Raw genomic sequence first — 18,821 nt, 5'->3', positions numbered from 1 at the left:
CCGGTCGTCACCCGATCAACTTTCTGGAAGGACCAGCATGTCCGGCAACAACAGCCCGCAGCACCAGGCAGCGACGGGCGGGGCGGAGCCCACTCCGGCCCCGGACACCACCGCGGGCGCCCGCGAGACCGAGGCGGCGGCGCTCCCGCCGACCAGCGGCGAGACCACGGCCGCCGGCACCGGCGCCCCGGAGACCGCGGCGCGGGCGGAAGCGGCGCTCACGCCTCCCGCGCGGCCCGCCGCGAAGGCCCAACTCCCCACCGCGGAAGCCGCCGTAGGCACCGACGAGGGCGCGACCCCCGAAGCCGCGCCCGACGCTCACACCCACGCCGACCCGGACCCGGGCCCCGAGGCCCTGGCCGCGACCGCGACAACCGAAGCCGCGGGCGGATCCGGCTCGGACACCGGCGAGGGCACCGCCGTAGCGGCCCCCGCCTTCGGCCGCCCCTCCCGAGGCCTGCTCGCCGGAGCCGCGATAGCCGGCGCGCTGCTGATCGGCGTACCGTTCCTGGTGTCGGGCTTGCTCGGCAAGTCCAGCTCGGACTCGAAGCCGTCGGACCAAGTGGCCGACGCGGGAACGGTGTTGAACGGCGCGACGACGGACAGCGGCGCCGGCGCCTACGGTTCGGCCAGCCCGGACCCGACCTCGCCGAAGCCGTCCCCCTCGCACACGACCGGCGGCAAGAACAACACGGTGAAGAACGGCGCGGGAGCGGCGGCGGCCGGGGCGGGTTCCGGTGCGGGAGTGATCGCGGGCAGTTCCGCCGAGGCGCCCAAGAAGGCGTCCTCCGGCGGGAGTTCGAAGAAGAAGACCACCACCAAGGTCACGGCCACCAAGACGGTGACCGTCGCCCCCGGCACCACCATCTACAGCCACGCCTCCAACAAGTGCATCGAGATGGTGGGTCACAAGGGCGCCGACGGTTCGCCGCTGCAGATCAACAGCTGCACCGGCAAGAACTGGCAGAAGTGGGACTTCCGTTCGGACGGCACGATCCGCTCCATGGGCCTGTGCATGGACGTCGCCTGGGGCTCGTCGGCGAACGGCGCGGTGATCCAGATCGCGGTGTGCAGCGGCAACCCGGCCCAGCAGTTCCGCCTCAACTCCAGCAACGACCTGGTCAATCCGCAGGCCAACAAGTGCGTGGACGTCAAGGACCAGGGAACCGCCAACGGCACCCGGCTCCAACTCTGGGACTGCAACGGCCAGGACAACCAGAAGTGGAGCACCCGCTGACACGCCGGTGCCGCCTGAACACGCCGGTGCCGCCGCACCGTAGAAGCACGGCGGCACCCCAGACATCCACAACTTGCCCTAGATGTCCCGGAACTGATCTACGACGTCTCTGACCTGCGCAAATGAACCATCGAGTACGTGAAGGCCGCGCCCGACGGCATCGCGACGCTCGACCCCGGGACGCGCGTCGGCGGACCGAACTGGCGGCGGTACGACGTGTGGGACCCCGCCGACCGGATCGTCGCCGTCGGCGGCGTCTTCCTCAACGACGACTGCGCGGACCTGTTCGGCGGCGCGACCCTCCCCGGAGCCCGGAGCCCGGAGCCCGGAGCCCGGAGCCCGGAGCCCGGAGCCCGGTCGGCACTGCTCGCGGCTCGGGCCAGGGGCGCCCGGGCCGCCGGCTGCCGATGGCTCGTGGTGGAGACCGGAGCGAAAGCCCCCGGCCGAACACAACACCTTCCTCCGCAACATGCTGCGCGCCGGCTTCGAGCCCCTGTACGACCGGCTCACCTGGCTCTGGCATCGGTGCCCCGGTCCTCGGGCGGCGGTCGCGAGGGGCGTAGAACACCGCGCGATCTCCAGTTCGAAAGCGTCCATTGGAATGCCCGAGTCACGCAGTTGAACGTCAGCGCCAACCTCGCCCGGCCGATCACCGAACGGGGTGCCGGCCGGATAACTTCCCCTCTCGGACAGACCATTTCGCCACTCTCGGAGATACCGGCCTTGTTCTTCGTCTCCTCCCCGCTCGACACGACGTTCTTCTCGCTCCTGAACGGCAGTCATGAACGACTCCTCGGCCGGCCTCTGACATCCGGAGCGCCGATCGGAGTCGAACTCCCGTACTGGCTCTACCACGACGCGCCGTACGCGGTCCTCGCCCAGGACGCGGCCGACGATCCCGCGTTCGTCTACGCGAACACCGCGGCCCAGCAGTGTTTCGGCTACTCGTGGGAAGAGTTCTCCGGTCTGCCGTCGCGCCTGTCCGCCCCAGTCGCGGACCGTTCGGCACGGGACCGCCTCATGGCGGACGTCCGGCGCCGCGGATTTGCGGAGGGCTACCGCGGATTGCGGGAGTCACGGACAGGCCGGCGGTTCTGGATAGCGGACGTCACGATCTGGAATCTCCACGACACGGACGGCACCGTCCGGGGACAGGCCGCACTCATTCCCTCCTGGTCCGCTGCCTGACCCCGTCCTTCCTTCCTTCCTGTTTCAGCCCACACGCATGTTTTCGGCGCGCACGAATGAGAAAGCAGGTCAACGACCTTGGAAAGCCTGGACTTCGACACCACCGTCTTCGACAAGGAGTACGTGACCCTCGGCGGGCGACGCGAAGCGATCGTGCGCGGCGGCCGGCACCTGTTCGACCGACTGCCCGCCGCCTTCGATGGAGTGAACCGGATCGGGGTGATCGGCTGGGGCTCGCAGGGTCCTGCCCAGGCTCAGAACCTGCGGGACTCCCTGGGCGACACCGTGAAGGTGGTCGTCGGGCTGCGGAGTGGATCCCACTCCTTCGATGCCGCCCGCGCCGCGGGTTTCAGCGAATCCGACGGCACCCTCGGCGAGATGTTCGAGGTCATCGCGGCCTCCGACATGGTGCTGCTGCTCATATCGGACGCCGCACTCGCCGAGCACCACCAGGAGATCCTCGCGGCGCTGCGCCCGGGGACCACACTGGGCCTCTCCCACGGATTCCTGCTGGGCCACCTCGCGGACACCGGCGGGTCGTTCCCCGCGGGCGTCGACGTGATCGCGGTGTGCCCCAAGGGCATGGGGCCGTCGGTGCGTGCCCTGTATGTGCAGGGCGCCACGGTCAACGGTGCCGGGATCAACGCGAGTTTCGCGGTCGAGCAGGACGTCACCGGGCGAGCCGTAGAGCGCGCGCTCGGCTGGTCGGTGGCGCTCGGTGCGCCCTTCACCTTCCAGACCACGTTGCGCTCGGAGTACCTGTCGGACCTGTCGGGCGAACGCGCCATGCTGCTGGCCGGCGTTCACGGTGTGGTGGAGAGCCTGTACCGGCGCTTCCGCGACCACGAAGGAATGAGCGACCACGACGCGTTCCGCCACTCCGTGGAGTCCGTCACCGGCCCCATCTCGCGGACCATCTCCAAGGACGGTCTGATCGGCGTCTACCGGCGCCTCGACGACGACCAGAAGGCCGTGTTCGCGCACGCCTACTCCGCGGCCCATCCCGTCGGCCTGGAACTGACCGCGGAGATCTACGACGAGGTGAGCTCCGGGAACGAGATCCGCAGCGTCATCCTGGCGGGCAAGCGCCTGGACCGCTTTCCCATGGGCCGCATCGACCAGGCGGACATGTGGCGTGTCGGCGAGCGCGTGCGCGCCCGGCGTGACACCGACGGCGAGGCCCCCCTCGACCCGTTCACCGCCGGTGTGTTCTGCGGGATCATGATGGCGCAGGTCGACCTGCTGCTGGAACGGGGCCACCCCTACTCGGAGATCGCCAACGAGTCGGTCATCGAGGCGGTCGACTCGCTCAACCCCTACATGCATGCCCGCGGCGTCGCCTACATGGTGGACAACTGCTCCACCACCGCACGGCTCGGCGCCCGCAAGTGGGCTCCGCGCTTCGACTATCTCCTCACGCAGCAGACGTACCCCGCGGTCGACGACAAGGCCGTGGATCCCGCTCCCTTCGCGGCGTTCGAGGGCCACGTCATCCACCAGGTGCTGGACGTCTGCTCCCGGATGCGGCCGTCGGTGGACATCTTCGTCGAGTGACCGACCCCGCGCCGATCCGCACGAGCGGTGGAGACGGACGTCGACCGGAGCTGTCGTCGACAACTCCGCCGTACAGCAACGAAGTTCGGCCTCCGGGCCCCCGACACCTTACGGAGAACCAGTGAGTGAACCCATGACCCGACGCAGACCGGGGCCCCTCGGCCGGGCCTGGTACATGGTCTGGTCGGCGGCCACGGGAAGCCTGGTGGCCCTCGCCACATCACTTCTCGTCGTGCAGGCCGCGTTACGTCTCGTGATCGCGCACAGCGACAAGTACTTCGACGTCCTCGTCGCCCGCGCTCTCGCCCCCGGCCTGGGGGGAACGGGGACCGCGCTGGCCGCGGGCGGCGGGGTGCCCGTCGGGTGGCGCATGCCCCCGTTCGCCGGGCACATATCGGCGGCCTGGGTGATCGGCCAGCGGTCGGAGCTGCTGCTGATCGGAGCCGGTCCCGTGGCCGGCTCCGTCGTGCTCGGGCTCTGCGTCGTCCTCGCGGCCCGCAGGCTCGCCCTGCCCAGATGGCCGCTGCTGCTGTCCTCCGTCGCCTGCTACACGGTGCTGAGCGGCATGGTGCAGGGGATCGCGGTCGAATGGACCACGGCGCAGCCCGAGTTCAGGATCACGATGTCGTCGCCAGCGGCGGTCGTCGCGGCGGCCGGCTGGACGCTCGTCGTCGGCGGTACCGTCGTGGCGCTGCGGGGGCGCCCGGCCGGGCACCTGTCCGCCGCCGTCCGGGGTGCCCGCCGACGCAGTGCCGGACGTCTCGCCACGGTCACCGCGACCGCACTGGTCGCGTCCCTGGTGTCGGCGGGTGCGGCCACGGCCGCGCCCGCCGGTCACGACACGTCCGGTGGGCACAAGTGGCGGTTGCCCGGAGTCGACGCCGCGGTCGCGGCTCTGCCCCGGGTACCGGGCGTCAAGAACTCCGACGCGGAGAACGGCGCGACAGGCACCCCGTCCATGCTCGTCGGACTGCGCAGCGAACTGCGCGGCGACGACGTGCCCGAGTGGCTCCAGAAGCACGCCCATGCCTTCGGCGTCTCGAACACCCGGGGCATCCTCAGGAACGACGACCAGCGTCGGCGGGTGAAGGATCCGAGCGGTGCCCGGCACGTCTGGTACGACCAGGTCGTCGACGGGGTGCCGGTGTACGACGCGCGTGTCGGCGTACACCTGGACAAGACCGGCACCACCGTCACGGCCGTCACCAACGGCCTGCGCCCCGACCTGATCGCGCCGGCCTCCACCACGCCCAGGATCAGCGCCAAGGCCGCGATCGCCGTCGCCGCGAAGGCGGTGCCGGGCGGGCGCAGCCAGAACGCCCCCGTGCTGACGATCTACGCCGGCCGGCCACAGGCAGGGGTCCGCACCCCGGCGTACCTCACCTGGCAGGTGGACATCGGCAACGGCGGCGAGGAGAACGAGCGCGTCTTCGTCGACGCCCTGGGCGGCGACCGGTTCGTCGGCGTCGAGCCGTTGACCGAGTCGGCGCTGAACCGGTACGTCTACGACCAGCAGCACCTGACGGATCCGCCGAACCAGCTGCTGTACGGCAAGCTGGTGCGGACCGAGGGAACCACCCCGAGCGGTGACCGTGACTCCGACCGCGCCTACGACCAGACCGGGGTGGTCTACAACTACTACCGGACCACGTTCGGCCTGGACAGCGTCGACAATCGTGGCTACCCGCTGAAGTCCCGCGTCCACTACGGAAAGAACTTCGTCAACGCGAACTGGAACGGCACGTTGATGACGTACGGCGACGGCATGCTGTCGCAGGACGTCACGGGGCATGAGATCACCCACGCGGTGACCGAGAACACCGCGGGTCTCGTCTACTCCTTCCAGTCCGGGGCGCTCAACGAGAGCATCTCCGATTTCTTCGGCGAGATGACGGAGCGCTATGCCACCGGCAGGAACGACTGGCTCCTCGGCTCGAACCTGGACGTGTACGCCCCGTTCCGCAGCATGGCGGACCCGCGGGCGCACGGACAGCCGCAGGACATGTCCGAGTACGTCCTGACGTGCGAGGACAACGGCGGAGTGCACACCGACAGCGGCATACCCAACTACGCCTTCTACCGCATGGTGTACAAGCTCGGCTACAGCACGGCCGTGCCCCTCGTCTACGAAGCGCTGACCGATTACATCTCCCCGACCTCGACCTTCGCGGACATGTACACCGCGCTCATGCAGGTGTCCACGTCGATCTACGGCCCGGGCGACTACATCACGTCCGTCATCAACGAGATATGGACGGTCGATGTGGGGGTGACGGCGACGACGGACGACCCGCGGCCGGCCGGGTGCAGCGGTGATTCCGGCACCGTGACGTGTTCCACGCTGTCCGCCCTGTACGACGACGCCTCGGCGCTGAGCGCCGACGGCGCCTCGCTGGCCGAGGTCGCCGGTTCGCTGGTGCACATGTACAACCTGGGTACGATCGCCGAGGATCCCGCGGTCGTCTACTACGAGCACCTCTTCCTCACCAACCGTGACGACTTCGACGAGACGATCGCCCTACAGGGAACTCTTCTCGACGAGTTCACCAAAGCGATCCAGCTCTGGCAGCCCGTTCTGGAGGCAGTCGGAACCGATCAGGCGACGAGCGTCGTTCTGACGCAGCAGCAGATCGACAGCGCCAACGCCTTCGCGGACGACGTGGTGGCGCAGGCCAAGGCACAGGGCGACACGCATCTGGCGGACGTCATCACCACCGAACGTACCCGCGTCGACGCCCAGCACGCCGTCGGGATGTCCGTGCAGCAGGGCGAGGACTATCTCGACTCCGTCGTCGCGACGATCCCGCCGGCCGACCCCGGGACCCCCGCGTCCTCCCTCGCGGCCACCTTCGACAACAAGGCTGTCTCCCAGGACACGAACACCGCGACGGCCGACCTGGACGGCCACGGTCTGAGCATGTCCGCGCAGGCACTCGCCACGGCGGGCGTGACGCCGGGCAGCACCGTCATCCACGGCGGCGTGGTCTTCCACTGGCCGACCCAGTCGGGTACGGGGGCGGCCGACAACACGGTCGCCGACGGCCAGAACATCGCGGTCGGCGGGAGCGGCGACACCCTCGGATTCCTGGTCGCCTCCAGTTTCCGCACGGCCGCGGCCGACTCGCTCACGGGCACCGGCACGATTCACTACTCCGACGGCACCAGCCAGCGGTTCCTTCTGGACGCCCCGGACTGGCACGGCACGGACGGCGATCCCGCCTTCACCGCCGCCTACACCAACGCTCCCGGCAACACCAGGCAGAACACCCGCGTGGGCGTCTGGTACCGCGGGATCTCCCTGCTGCCCGGCAAGACGCTGGTCAGTGTCGAACTCCCGGGCGCCCATGCGACGGATGCGAACGGCACACCGGAACTGCACGTGTTCGCCATGGCTGTCGGGACGGCGGCTCCCGAACTGACCGACACCTTCGGGAACGTCAGCGTCACCCAGGACACCGCCACGGGCTACGGAGACATGGACGGCTGGGGCAGCAGCATGTCGGCGCAGGCGCTCAAGGCGGCCGGTGTCGGTCCGGGCAGCACCGTCACCCAGGAGGGCCTGTCGTTCACCTGGCCCACCACCGCGGGCGTCGACGACGCCGACGGGGTGACCGGGGCAATTTACGGTGAGCCCGACAACACACTCGCTGCCGGGCAGACGGTCGCCGTAGACGGAACCCACGGCGGCACGCTCGGCTTCCTCGTCGCGGGAGCCAACGGCGCGGCCTCGGGCACGGCCACGGTCACCTACTCCGACGGCACCACCCAGCAGTTCACCCTGACCGCCCCCGACTGGTTCAAGACCAGCAGCGCCGTGGCGATCACCGCGGCGTACCAGAACCGGCTGGACAACGCGCAGTACCAGCACGTCGCCTACGTGCACTACGTGGGCGTGACACTCCAGAGCGGACGGACACCGGTCAGCGTGACTCTGCCCGACGTCACGTCCACGCCGGTGCAGAACAGCCCGGTCCTGCACGTCTACGCGATGGCGCGCGGCTGACCCGTCGGACACGGGGTGGGTGGTGGCGCCGACCGAAGGCCGGCGCCACCACCCACTTTCCCCTTTCGGCCAGAGACACCGAGGAAGTACATGTCTGCACGGACATCCCGCTGGGGCGGGCTCGGCCACACCGGCCTCAGGAGGAGCATCGAGGCCAGGCTCCGGGAGGTCGACCTCCTCCTGCGTGACTCCGTCAAGAGCCACCTGCCCGAACTGGAGGCGCCGGCGCAGCACCTCGTCGCCGCCGGCGGCAAGAGATTCCGGCCCGTCATGACGCTCCTGGCCGCGCACTTCGGCGACCCCGAGGAGCCGGCGGTCGTCCAGGCGGCCACGGCCGTGGAACTCCTGCATCTCGCGTCCCTCCACCACGACGACGTCATCGACGAGGCCGTGCTGCGCCGCGGTGTGCCGAGCGTCAACGCCCGGTGGGGCAACCTGACGGCGATCAGATCCGGCAACTTCCTCCTCGCCCGATCCGCCCGGATCATCGCCGGGCTGGGGGAGGAGGTGATCCACGCCCACCGGGACCTGCTGCTGCGCCTCATCAGGGGGCAGGCTCTGGAAGCGGCAGGCCCCGGCGCCCACCGCGACCCGGTGGAGCACTACTTCGACGTCATTGCCGACAAGACCGGTGTGCTCATCGCCGGTGCCGGGCGGATCGGAGCCGTTGTCGCGGGTGCGGACCGGGCGACGGCCGATGCCGTCGGGGCGTTCGGTGAGAGGATCGGCGTCGCCTTCCAGATCGCCGACGACATCCTCGACATCACCGGCGCCGAGGAATTCGGGAAGACGCCGGGCACCGACCTGCGCCAGGGGGTGCCGACGCTGCCCGTGCTCATCCTGCGCGCGAGCGATCCCGACACCACCGATCCCGCGGACACGCGGCTGCGCGCGCTGCTCGCGGCCGGACCGGAGAACGACGACCGGGTCGAGGAGGCCCTGGCCCTGCTGCGCGGTCACCCGGCTGTCACCGAAGCGCGGGCTCGGCTCGCCCACCTGGTGAGGGAGGCCGAGGGGCAGTTGACCGCCCTTCCTCGCAGCCCGGCCCGTAAGGCCATGGACGAGCTGTGCCGTTCCTTGCTGGCCAGGACCGGGTCTGTACGGTGAGCGGTGTAACTCCCGAGCTGGGAGCGACAGTTGATGACTGACGTGAGGGCGGCCTCAAGTGCGTCCACCTGGCCGTCATGAGCACCGACCGAGTTCCACCGTTCACCACGTGGACCCGGCGACGCGGCACAGGGGCCCGGACCTCTTGGTCCGGGCCCCTGTGCCGTTATGGGGACGGGCGTCAGCGAGTGGTGTCTGCCAGCGCCTTCGCGATCACAGCCGTCACCGCGTCGGGGTGGGATATGAGCGTGAGGTGGGAGCCGCCGTGGAAGACGGTCACGTGTGAGTGTGCCCGGCGGGCCATCGCGAGTTCGGACTCCGGGGTGATGATCTTGTCTCCGGTGGAGATGAAGTACCAGGACGGCAGGGTCTTCCACGCCGCGTAGCGCGAAGGCGTGTCGATGGCGGGAGTCGCGGTCATGGTCTGGGCGGCCCACAACTGTCGTGCCTGGGCCTTCGGCAGGTCGTCGCCGAAGTAGTTCACGAACGCGTTCTCCGTGAGCAGCAGGTTCGTGTTCCCGTCCGGAGTTCCGGGGACCTGCTCGAAGAGTTCGGAGGCGGGCTTGGTGGCGATCACCGAGGTGCTGCCGTCGAGCGCGCTCAAGGGCTCGCCCACAGCGGGTGCCGCGGCGTCGACGTAGACGAGGCCCACGACGTTGTCCGCCTCGGCCGCGGCGTTGCTGATCACCGCGCCACCGTAGGAGTGTCCGACCAGCAGCACGGGGCCGGGGATGGCGCGTACGAAGGCGGCAACCTTCTCGGAGTCGGTGGTGAGGTTCTCGACGGGGTTGTCGGCGGCGCGCACCGCGCACCCGGCGCGCTGCAGTTCGTCGATCTCGCCGTTCCAGCTGGACGAGTCGGCCCACGCTCCGTGGACGAGGACCACGGTGATCGGCTGGTGACCCGGTGTCGTGCAGTGAAGGGGGCCCGGGTCCTGGGCGTGTGCGGCGGTGGGCAGACCGGCGTGGCCGGTGCCGACGAGGGCGAGTGAAGCCGTGAGGGCCACCGCTGCCGCGATCGCGCGAGGACGGCGGAGGCGAGACAGTCTGAGCATCAGTTTCTTTCTCTTCCTTGGGTCGGAACTATCGTGGCGGAACTCCGGTGTCAGAACCCCTGTGCCGGAGCTCCTGTGTCGGGACTGCCGGTGTCGTGCGTCAGGCGCCGTCGTATCCGCGGCCGACCATCGAAAGCGGGTCGACGAGGGAGTCGAAGGTCTGCTCGTCGACGTGGCCGCTCGCCAGGGCCGCCTCTCTCAATGTCTGGCCGTTGGCGAGTGCGGATTCGGCGATGTGCGCGGCGTTCTGGTAGCCGATGACCGGACTCAGCGCCGTGACCAGCATCAGGCTCTCGTTCACGTACTGGTCGATCCTGCTCCGGTTGAGCCGGGTGCCGCTGACGGAGAAGGTCCGGAACTTCTCCATGCCGTCCGCGAGGATCCGCGCGGAGTGCAGGAAGTTGTTGATGACGACCGGGCGCATCGCGTTGAGTTCGAAATTTCCCTGGCTGCCGGCGAAGGCCACCGCGGAGTCGTTGCCGAGGACCTGGATGGCGACCATGACGATCGCCTCGCACTGGGTCGGATTGACCTTGCCGGGCATGATCGAGGAGCCGGGCTCGTTCTGCGGCAGCAGCAGTTCGGCGAATCCGGTGCGCGGGCCCGAGGCCAGCCATCGCATGTCGTTGGCGATCTTGATCAGGGCGACGGCCAGCCCGCGCAGCGCCGCGTGCGCACGCACCATCGGGTCGAGCGACCCCAGAGCCATGAACTTGTTGTCGGCCGTGACGAACGGCTTACCGGTCAACTCGGCGATCATGGCCGCGATTTCGCGGCTGAAGCCGTTCGGGGCGTTCAGTCCCGTCCCGACGGCGGTGCCGCCGACCGCCAGGGCGAGCAGTCCTTCCCGGGCGTGCTCGATCTCCTCGACGCAGGCCCGCAGTTGTGCGGCGTAACCGGACCACTCCTGTCCGACCGTCAGGGGCACCGCGTCCTCAAGGTGTGTGCGCCCGATCTTGACGACGGTGGCCCACTCCTGCGCCTTGGCCGTGATGCAGGCGGCCAACTCCCTTGCCTGGGGCAGGAGATGGTCGTCGATCTCCTGCACCGAGGCGATGTGCATGGCGGTCGGGAAGGTGTCGTTGCTCGACTGCCCCATGTTGACGTCGTCGTTCGGGCCGACCGGCTGCTGGGTGCCCAGCGTGCCGCCGAGCAACTGTGAGGCACGGTTGGCGAGGACCTCGTTGACGTTCATGTTGCTCTGGGTGCCGGATCCCGTCTGCCAGACGAAGAGCGGAAAGTGTTCGTCGAGGTCTCCTGCGATGGTTTCCTCCGCGGCCCGGACGATGGCCGCTGTCTTCCACTCGGGCAGCCGTCCGGCGGCGGCGTTGACCAGCGCCGCCGCCTTCTTCACATAGCCGTAGGCGTGGTAGACCCGCTTGGGCATTCGGTCGCCGCCGATGGAGAAGTGAGTGAGCGACCGTTGCGTCTGCGCACCCCAGTAGCGGTTCGCCGGCACCTCGACGGTGCCCATGCTGTCGAATTCCCTCCGTGTTCCGCTCGCCCGGACCCCGATCGGTACGTCCCTCATCGCCGGCGCCGGCCGGGTGTCACGGCTCATGGCCGCTCCTCGTCGACGCCGGTCGGATACACCGGCTGCCACATGGCGTCCTGGACGGCCTGCACCAGGTTGTCGTGGGACTTCGTCGCGACTCCGTCAGCGGCGGCGGCCTCGGCGACGGCGATCGCGACGGTGGCCGACGACGCCCTCAGGTTCTCGATGGGCGGCAGCAGCGCGGCGCCCGGCCGCGACACGTCGACCTGGCCGGCGACGGCCTCGGCCGCGGCGAGCAGCATGTTGTCGGTCACGTGACGGGCGCCGGAGACGATCGAGCCGAGACCGAGTCCGGGGTACAGGAGCGCGTTGTTGGCCTGCCCGATCGTGTAGGTGACGCCCTTGTACTCGACCGGCGGCACGGGAACGCCGACGGCGATCAGCGCCCTGCCTTCGGACCAGTGCACGGCGTCGGACGGCATGACCTCGATGCGGCTGGTGGGGTTGGACAGCGGCAGCAGGATCGGCCGTTCCACCCCGCGTGCCAGGGCGCGGACGACGTCCTCGGCGAACGCGTTGTGGGCGGTGGAGGTGCCGATGAGGATGGTGGGCCCGACGTGCTCGACCGTGGCGAGCAGGCCGGTGTCGCCGTCGGCCCAGGAGTCCACCTCGGCCGCGGACCGAGCGTAGGCCCGCTGGTAGTCGGGCAGGTCGCGCATGTCGTCGGTCACCAGGCCGTGGACGTCGACGAGCCAGATGTTGTCCCTCGCCTGCTCGGGCGTCGCACCGTCGCGCAGCATCGCCGCGTGGATCTGGTCGGCCATGCCGGTTCCCGCGGTGCCGGCGCCGAAGACCACGAGCCGCTGGTCGGCCCAGCGTTGGCCGGTCACCTTCAGGGCGGAGAACACCGAGGCCATGACGATGGCGCCGGTGCCCTGCATGTCGTCGTTGAAGATCCGATACGTGTCGGCGTTCTCGACCAGGATCCGCCGCGCGTTCGACGGTCCGAAGTCCTCGAAGTGCAGCAGGGCGTCGGGAAAGAGTTCCGCGGCCGTCCTCAGGTAGAGGCCGATGAACTCGTCGTAGCGTTCGCCGGTCACCCGCGCATGACGGTTTCCGAGGTAGCGCGGGTCGTTGAGGAGTTGTTCGTTGTCCGTGCCGACGTCCAGGTTGACGGCGATGACGCGGTTGGGGTCGATGCCGGCGGCGGCCGTGTAGACGGCGAGCTTCCCGATGGAGATGTCGGTACCGTTCACGCCCCAGTCGCCGATGCCGAGAATCGCCTGCGCGTCGGACACCACGATCAGATCCACGTCGTCGGCGCCCATCCCGAGCGACGCGAAGGAGGCCCGTACCTCCTCCGGCCGGTCGATCGACAGGTAGACCGCCCGTGAGTCGCGGAAATCGGTGGACCACTGCTCGATGGCATCGCCCACGGTCGGGTCGTAGACCACCGGCAGCAGTTCGGCGAGATGGTCACCCAGGAGCTTGTAGTAGAGAACCTGGTTCTGGTTGAGGACCCGGTTGAGGTAGACGTACTTGTGCAAGTCGGAGGGCTGGTCGCGGAGTTGGGCGTACGCACGGGCAGCCTGCTCGTCCAGTGTCTCCACCGTCGACGGCAGTCGGCCGACGATCCCGAGTTCCGCGCGCTCCTCCAGTGAGAAGGCTGTGCCGCGGTTGCGATAAGGGTCCTGCAGAACGGTTGGCTTGATAGGCATGGCGTTCCTCCGAAATGGTGGGGGGAGGGCTCAGCCCGATACCGGCGTCTCCGGTTCCATGTCGTACGATCGCTGGATGGCCTGATGCCGTGTGCCCAGGCCGTCGGTGACCTTGCGCACCCACGGAACCTCCTGGAGGTTTCTCGTCTCCTCGATCATCGACTTCGGTTCCAGGTTGCGGAAGCTGTCGACTTCTCCGGCGGCGACGGCCGTCAGCGTCGCGTAGACGGCTTCCGGATCGAACTGCGCCCGGGGAAAAGCGAGTTCGGAGTAGTCGAAGAGACGCTCGGACGCGTCGTCCTGCCAGCTCACCCACGTCTGGAACATGCGGTCGTTGAAGCCGGTCAGGAACGGTCCCGGATTGACCGTCGCGACTTCGACGCCGTACTCCTGCAGTTCGTAGGCCATGGTTTCGGCGATCGCCTCGACCGCGTGCTTGGACGCGGCGTAGATCCCGGTGAAGGGATTGACGTTCAGGCCCTCTCGCGAGGAGACCCAGACGATACGGCCGGCGCGCCGCCCGGCCATCTGCTTCGCGATGCCCTGGGTGAGCACGAGCGGTCCCGTTACGTTGACCTCGAACTGGTTCCGGATGTTCGACTCGGGTATGTCGACCGTCGAACCGCCCTCGCCGATACCGGCGTTGTTCACCAGGATGTCCACGCCCCAGCCGAGTGCTTTCCGGCGGTCGCCCGCATCGGTCACGTCGAGCTTCTCGACCCGCAGCTTGACCCCCCGCTCGGCCGCACGCCATTTGAGGGTCTGCACCTGGGCCCAGATCTCGACGGCGGCGATGACGTCGAAACCCTTCTCCGCCAGGCGCATCGCGACCTCGTAGCCGAATCCGGTACCGGCTCCCGTGACAAGGACGTTCCGCAGGTTCGAATTCCCCATGGGGACATGGCTCCTTCCGTGTGGAAATGCTGGGCTGGGTGTGGGACCACTGGAGGGATCAGGACCGGATGAACGCCAGCAGGTCCTTGTTGACGACTTCCGCGTGGGTCGTCGGCATGCCGTGCGGCAGACCGGCGTACGTCTTCAGTTCGCCGTTCTCGACGAGTTCCACCGCGCGTGGGCCCGACGTGGCGTAGGGGACGATCTGGTCGGCGTCACCGTTCATGATCAGGACCGGGACGGTGATCTTCTTCAGGTCCTCGGTGTAGTCCTCGTGGATGAACGCGTCGACGCAGTCGTACTGGCCCTTGGCGCCGCCCGTCATGCCCTGGCGCCACCAGTTGGCGATGACCGCTTCGGACGGCTCGACGCCCGGTTGGTCGAAGTTGTAGAACGGCCCCGACGGCACCGCCCGGTAGAACTCGGAGCGGTTCGAGGCCAGTTGGGCCTGGAGTCCTTCGAAGGCGGCCTTCGGGACACCGGCCGGGTTGTCGGCCGTCTGCACGACGGACGGGGTCACCGCCGCGATCAACGCGACCTTGGCGACTCGGCTCTCGCCGTGCCGGCCGATGTAGCGCGCCACCTCTCCGCCGCCTGCGGAGTGGCCCACGTGCACGGCGTCGCGCAGGTCCAGGTGCTCGACGAGGGCCGCCAGGTCGTCGGCGTAGTGGTTCATGTCGTTGCCGTGGTCCACCTGGGCGGAACGGCCGTGGCCGCGCCGGTCATGGGCGATCACCCGGAACCCCTGACGGAGGAAGAAGAGCAGTTGGGGGTCCCAGTCGTCGGACGACAACGGCCAGCCATGGCTGAAGACGATCGGCCGGCCGGACCCCCAGTCCTTGAAGAAGATCCGCACACCGTCCGCTGTCGTGAATTCGGTCATCTCTGTATCTCGCCTTAAGGTGTGGTCAGTTCGGAATGTGCCGACGGCTTTCGGCCCTCAGACGTCGAGGGCCACGAATTCCAGCTGAATGTTGTCCGGGTCCCGGAAGACAATGGTCGAGAAGACGAACGGCTCCTTCTTGCTCTGGATGCCGGAGTGTGCGACGCCGAGAGCGTCCAGCCAGTCCGCCCACGCCTCCAGTCCCTCGCGTCCTTCCACGCGCAGCGCGATGTGGTCGAGCCCGGTACGGATCTCGTCGAACTCCTCGCCCTGGTTCTTCTCGTTGTGGTGCAGGCCGATGGCCAGTCCGGTGCGCGGCTCGATCACCAGCCGCGCGAACCCCGTCCACTCGCGGCCGTAGTGCGGCAGGTCCCCGTCCACCAATTCGGCCTGGAAAACGTTCTGATACCAGGCGATACTGGCCTGGAGATCCCGGACGGTAAAAGCGAAGTGATGCAGCCCGTTGGTGGCCGGTGCGGCCGACTCGGTCATTCCTGGCTCCATTCGCGGAAAGGTGAGATCCCACGGATGCGATTTACGATGATCCGTGTTCGTATTCTCCGGTCGAGAGTACGGAGAATCGATTGACGGACAGTGGACGCTTTGTGGATGCCGGGTCGGTGGAGAATAGGTAAGTTCCTGGGCGGACGGCAGGCGCGACACGCGTCAACGATCCGTGGAGCGGAAGTAAACGTGCCGTGGACACCTGGCCGGTTGTCTTGGTCGCGCAGCGCCCCCACCGCCCCTGTCCGGTAGGTACGCCATCACACCTCTGAGTACCGGGCCTGCATCGAATCCGTATGAGTACATCGGGAGTTGCAGGCGTGGCGGTACCGACTCGTTCCATCCCGTCCGACTACGGCCGGCCGACCGATGAGGCTTCCCTGCGGCTGCAGATCCTCGGTCCGCCGAGGCTCTGGCACGACGGTGTCGAACTGGACCCCGGCCCGCGGCAGCAGACCCGCCTGCTCGCGCTGCTTCTCGCACGAGAGGGCAAGCCGGTCAGTGTCCCCGAACTCATCGACCTGATGTGGGACGACGACGTACCGGCCAGTGCCCTGAACGTCATCCACAAGTACGTCGGCGTCCTGCGACGCCTGCTGGAACCCGGACTCCCCGTCCGGGGCGTCGGCTCGTACATCCTTCGCCGCGGCAACGGCTATCTGTTCACCGTCGCCTCCGGCAGGCTCGACCTGGTCGTCTTCCGCGAGCACGTGGCGAGAGCCGAAGAGGCCCGCGCGCAGCGGCGTCACGAAGCCGCACTCGACCACTACACGCAGGCGCTGGGGCTCTGGAACGGTCCGGCAGGCGACGGCTTGACCCACGGGCGCACCATGACACCGGTCTTCGCCGCCCTCGACGCCGAGTTGTACGAGGCGTGTGTGGCGGCGGCCGACCTCGCGGTGTCGTTGCCCCGGCCCGAGCGGGTGCTTCCCGCGTTGCGCCTGGCCGCGTCGATGGCGCCCCTGCACGAACCCGTCCAGGCCGGTCTCGTCCGCGTCCTCGCCGCTGCCGGCCGGCAGGCGGAGGCGCTGTCCGTGTTCGGCGCGGTCCGTGCCCGCCTTGTCGAAGACCTCGGGGTCGACCCCGGTCCGACGCTGCTGGAGGCGCACCGGAACGTGCTGACGCAACCCCCGGCCCCGGCGACCGCGACGGATACGGACAGCGACAGCGACGGCTCGCGGGCGAGTACGGTCGGCGGTCTGGTCGGCCGGACCAACGAACTCGCGGTGCTGCGGCGAACCATGGAACCGGCGTTCACCGGTGGCACGGCCGTCGGCATCGTCCAGGGCGAGCCGGGCGTGGGCAAGACCCACCTGCTGGAGGAGGCCGCCGCCGAGGCCGGCCGGCGCGGGGCACTCGTCGTCCGGGCCCGCTGCCTGAACGGCGAAGGGACACCCCCGATGTGGCCGTGGGCACAGGCGATCGGCACGGTCGTCGGCGGCCTGCCGTCCGTCGCCCGGGAGAAGTGGCTCCAGGACGACCTCGGCCGGCTCGTCGAGGCGCGCTGTGACGACCTGGTCGCATCGGTGTTACCCGACAACGGCTTCCGCTTCCACCTGTTCGAGCGCGTCGTCGCCGTCTTGGGCGAGGCCGCGGCCGAGCGGCCGGTGATTCTGGTCATCGACGACCTCCAGTGGGCGGACAGTGCCTCACTGGAGTTGTTCGGGCATGTGGCGGTCCGGCTGCCGGGCGGCACGGTGCTCCTCGGGGCGCTGCGCGACCGGGCACCCGTACCCGGCCCACGGCTGTGCCGGACACTCGCCGCGGTCAGCCGGGCATCCGGCCACCGCCGCTTCCGGCTCGGCCCGATCACGCCGGACGCCGTGGCCGAACTGGTTCGCCACGAGACGGGCCGGGCCACCGGCGCCGACGCCGCCCGCACGCTCCACGCACGCACGGCCGGCAACCCGTTCCTCGTACGGGAACTGACCCGGCTGCTCGCCGACGGCGGTGCGCTCACGGACGCCGCCGCGGCCCGGGTCGGGGTGCCGACCACCGTGCGGGACGTCGTACTGGACCGGATGGCCGGCCTCGACAGCGACATCAGGGACCTGGTCCAGGCCGCCGCTTTGATCGGGCCGGACGTCGAACTCGGCCTGCTCGCCCGGGTGGCAGGGCTAGACGTCGAGAGCTGTCTCGAACGCCTGGAGCCGCTGACCGCCCTCGGCATCCTGGAGCCGGGGCCGGACGACCCGTTCTCGTTCCGGTTCGCGCACGACCTGGTCCGTGAGACGGTCCGCGTCACCATGCCGCCGTCGCGGGCGAACCGACTGCGCCTGTGCGTCTCCAACGCCCTGGACGACACCAACCCCGAGCGGGAGTTCGTCGCCGGGCGTCAACCGCGGTCGGCCTTACGGGAGGTGACGGGCCGGGCCCCGCCGAACCGGCACTGATGGCCCCGTCCACAAGGTGTCCACTCGTCATCAAGCGGGGCTCCCTACCGTGGCATGCGCCGTGGCCGCTCGGCATGGGACCCCCCGATGTGCCTCCCGCTCGCGTTCGGCATCTCTGTGTGCCGGACCACCACAGTGCGGTCTCCCGGGCGTTCTCGCCCTTCATCACGTGTACGAACAACAAGGGATAAGTAATGACGCGTTCCTACGCATCTTTCGGCATGGTCGCCGCGCTCAGCGGCGTCCTGCTGCTCTCCGGATGCGGCGGCTCCGGCAGTCCGGCGGCGGTCTCGGCAGCCTCCGTGCCGCCCGCCGCCGCATCCAGCGGCGGCGCGAGCGGGGCGCCGGCCGCGCAGGCCTCACAGTCCGCCCAGCCCTCGCAGTCGACGAATCCGTCGGGGGGCTACTGGCCCGCCACCGTGCAGCTCGGCCACAACGACAAGCTCGGCGCGACCGTCGTGGACGGCGAGGGCTTCACGCTCTACCGGTTCGACCCGGACTCGCCCGACCCGTCCAAGGCGACCTGTGTGGGCACCTGCGCGGTGACCTGGCCGCCGGTCCTCGCCAACGACAAGATCGTCTTCCAGGGGTTGGACCGGGACAAGATCTCCACGGTCCAACGGCCCGACGGCACCAACCAGGTGACCATCGGCGGCTGGCCCGTCTACCGGTTCTCCAAGGACACCGCGGCCGGCGAGACCAGCGGCGAGGGCGTCGGCGGCACCTGGTTCGCCGTGGCGCCGGACGGCCAGAAGGCCAAGGACAGCGACTACTGACCAGCCCGGCCGGGC

Annotated in this window: 13 protein-coding genes; 7 read left to right on the top strand and 6 right to left on the bottom strand. The window is 69.2% G+C overall.

Annotation, left to right across the window (positions count from 1 at the left end):
- Positions 1–37 precede the first annotated feature (37 nt).
- The 5 genes from ACIBK4_RS22935 to ACIBK4_RS22915 all read left to right on the top strand — a co-directional run bounded on the left by ACIBK4_RS22935 (position 38) and on the right by ACIBK4_RS22915 (position 9,089).
- The gene (locus ACIBK4_RS22935) at positions 38–1,237 is read left to right on the top strand and encodes a ricin-type beta-trefoil lectin domain protein (RefSeq protein WP_398996939.1); all 1,200 of its coding nucleotides are present in this window, start codon (positions 38–40) and stop codon (positions 1,235–1,237) included.
- Between the two features lie 723 nt (positions 1,238–1,960).
- On the top strand, positions 1,961–2,425 hold the full coding sequence (locus tag ACIBK4_RS22930; RefSeq protein WP_398996938.1) for an MEKHLA domain-containing protein: 465 nt from the start codon (positions 1,961–1,963) through the stop codon (positions 2,423–2,425).
- A 78-nt stretch (positions 2,426–2,503) separates the two neighbouring features.
- Positions 2,504–3,979, top strand: a complete 1,476-nt coding sequence (locus ACIBK4_RS22925; protein ID WP_398996936.1) for a ketol-acid reductoisomerase — start codon at positions 2,504–2,506, stop codon at positions 3,977–3,979.
- 133 nt (positions 3,980–4,112) lie between these two features.
- A complete protein-coding gene (locus tag ACIBK4_RS22920; RefSeq protein WP_398996933.1) occupies positions 4,113–7,982 on the top strand; it encodes a M4 family metallopeptidase in 3,870 nt (1,289 codons plus the stop codon).
- A 90-nt stretch (positions 7,983–8,072) separates the two neighbouring features.
- The gene (locus ACIBK4_RS22915; protein ID WP_398996931.1) at positions 8,073–9,089 is read left to right on the top strand and encodes a polyprenyl synthetase family protein; all 1,017 of its coding nucleotides are present in this window, start codon (positions 8,073–8,075) and stop codon (positions 9,087–9,089) included.
- Between the two features lie 181 nt (positions 9,090–9,270).
- Here the strand turns inward: ACIBK4_RS22915 and ACIBK4_RS22910 are convergent, their stop codons facing one another.
- The 6 genes from ACIBK4_RS22910 to ACIBK4_RS22885 form a co-directional block, all read right to left on the bottom strand.
- On the bottom strand, positions 9,271–10,143 hold the full coding sequence (locus ACIBK4_RS22910) for an alpha/beta fold hydrolase (RefSeq protein ID WP_398996929.1): 873 nt from the start codon (positions 10,141–10,143) through the stop codon (positions 9,271–9,273).
- Positions 10,144–10,243: 100 nt separating this feature from the next.
- Positions 10,244–11,704: a class II fumarate hydratase gene (gene fumC / locus ACIBK4_RS22905; protein WP_398996927.1), complete on the bottom strand. Its 1,461-nt coding sequence runs from the start codon at positions 11,702–11,704 to the stop codon at positions 10,244–10,246.
- On the bottom strand, positions 11,701–13,356 hold the full coding sequence (locus tag ACIBK4_RS22900; RefSeq protein ID WP_398996925.1) for an NAD-dependent malic enzyme: 1,656 nt from the start codon (positions 13,354–13,356) through the stop codon (positions 11,701–11,703). Before ACIBK4_RS22900 ends, fumC begins: the two co-directional genes overlap by 4 nt.
- Before the next feature lie 30 nt (positions 13,357–13,386).
- The gene (locus ACIBK4_RS22895) at positions 13,387–14,250 is read right to left on the bottom strand and encodes an SDR family oxidoreductase (RefSeq protein WP_398996923.1); all 864 of its coding nucleotides are present in this window, start codon (positions 14,248–14,250) and stop codon (positions 13,387–13,389) included.
- A gap of 58 nt (positions 14,251–14,308) precedes the next feature.
- Complete coding sequence (locus ACIBK4_RS22890; protein WP_398996921.1) at positions 14,309–15,133, bottom strand: alpha/beta fold hydrolase; 825 nt, start codon at positions 15,131–15,133, stop codon at positions 14,309–14,311.
- 57 nt (positions 15,134–15,190) lie between these two features.
- Positions 15,191–15,625, bottom strand: a complete 435-nt coding sequence (locus ACIBK4_RS22885) for a VOC family protein (protein ID WP_398996920.1) — start codon at positions 15,623–15,625, stop codon at positions 15,191–15,193.
- Between the two features lie 332 nt (positions 15,626–15,957).
- On the opposite strand from ACIBK4_RS22885, the gene ACIBK4_RS22880 reads away from it, so the two are divergent.
- Positions 15,958–18,030 carry a BTAD domain-containing putative transcriptional regulator gene (locus ACIBK4_RS22880; RefSeq protein ID WP_398996918.1) on the top strand — a complete coding sequence of 691 codons (2,073 nt, stop codon included), beginning with the start codon at positions 15,958–15,960 and terminating at the stop codon, positions 18,028–18,030.
- A 194-nt stretch (positions 18,031–18,224) separates the two neighbouring features.
- Positions 18,225–18,806, top strand: coding sequence for a hypothetical protein (locus ACIBK4_RS22875; protein WP_398996916.1), 582 nt, complete (start codon positions 18,225–18,227; stop codon positions 18,804–18,806).
- Positions 18,807–18,821: the final 15 nt, after the last annotated feature.

Source organism: Streptomyces sp. NPDC050528 (genome assembly GCF_044457795.1).
Classification (GTDB): domain Bacteria; phylum Actinomycetota; class Actinomycetes; order Streptomycetales; family Streptomycetaceae; genus Streptomyces.
Note: the sequence above shows the minus strand (reverse complement) of the source record. Positions and strands in the feature narration are given on the sequence as shown.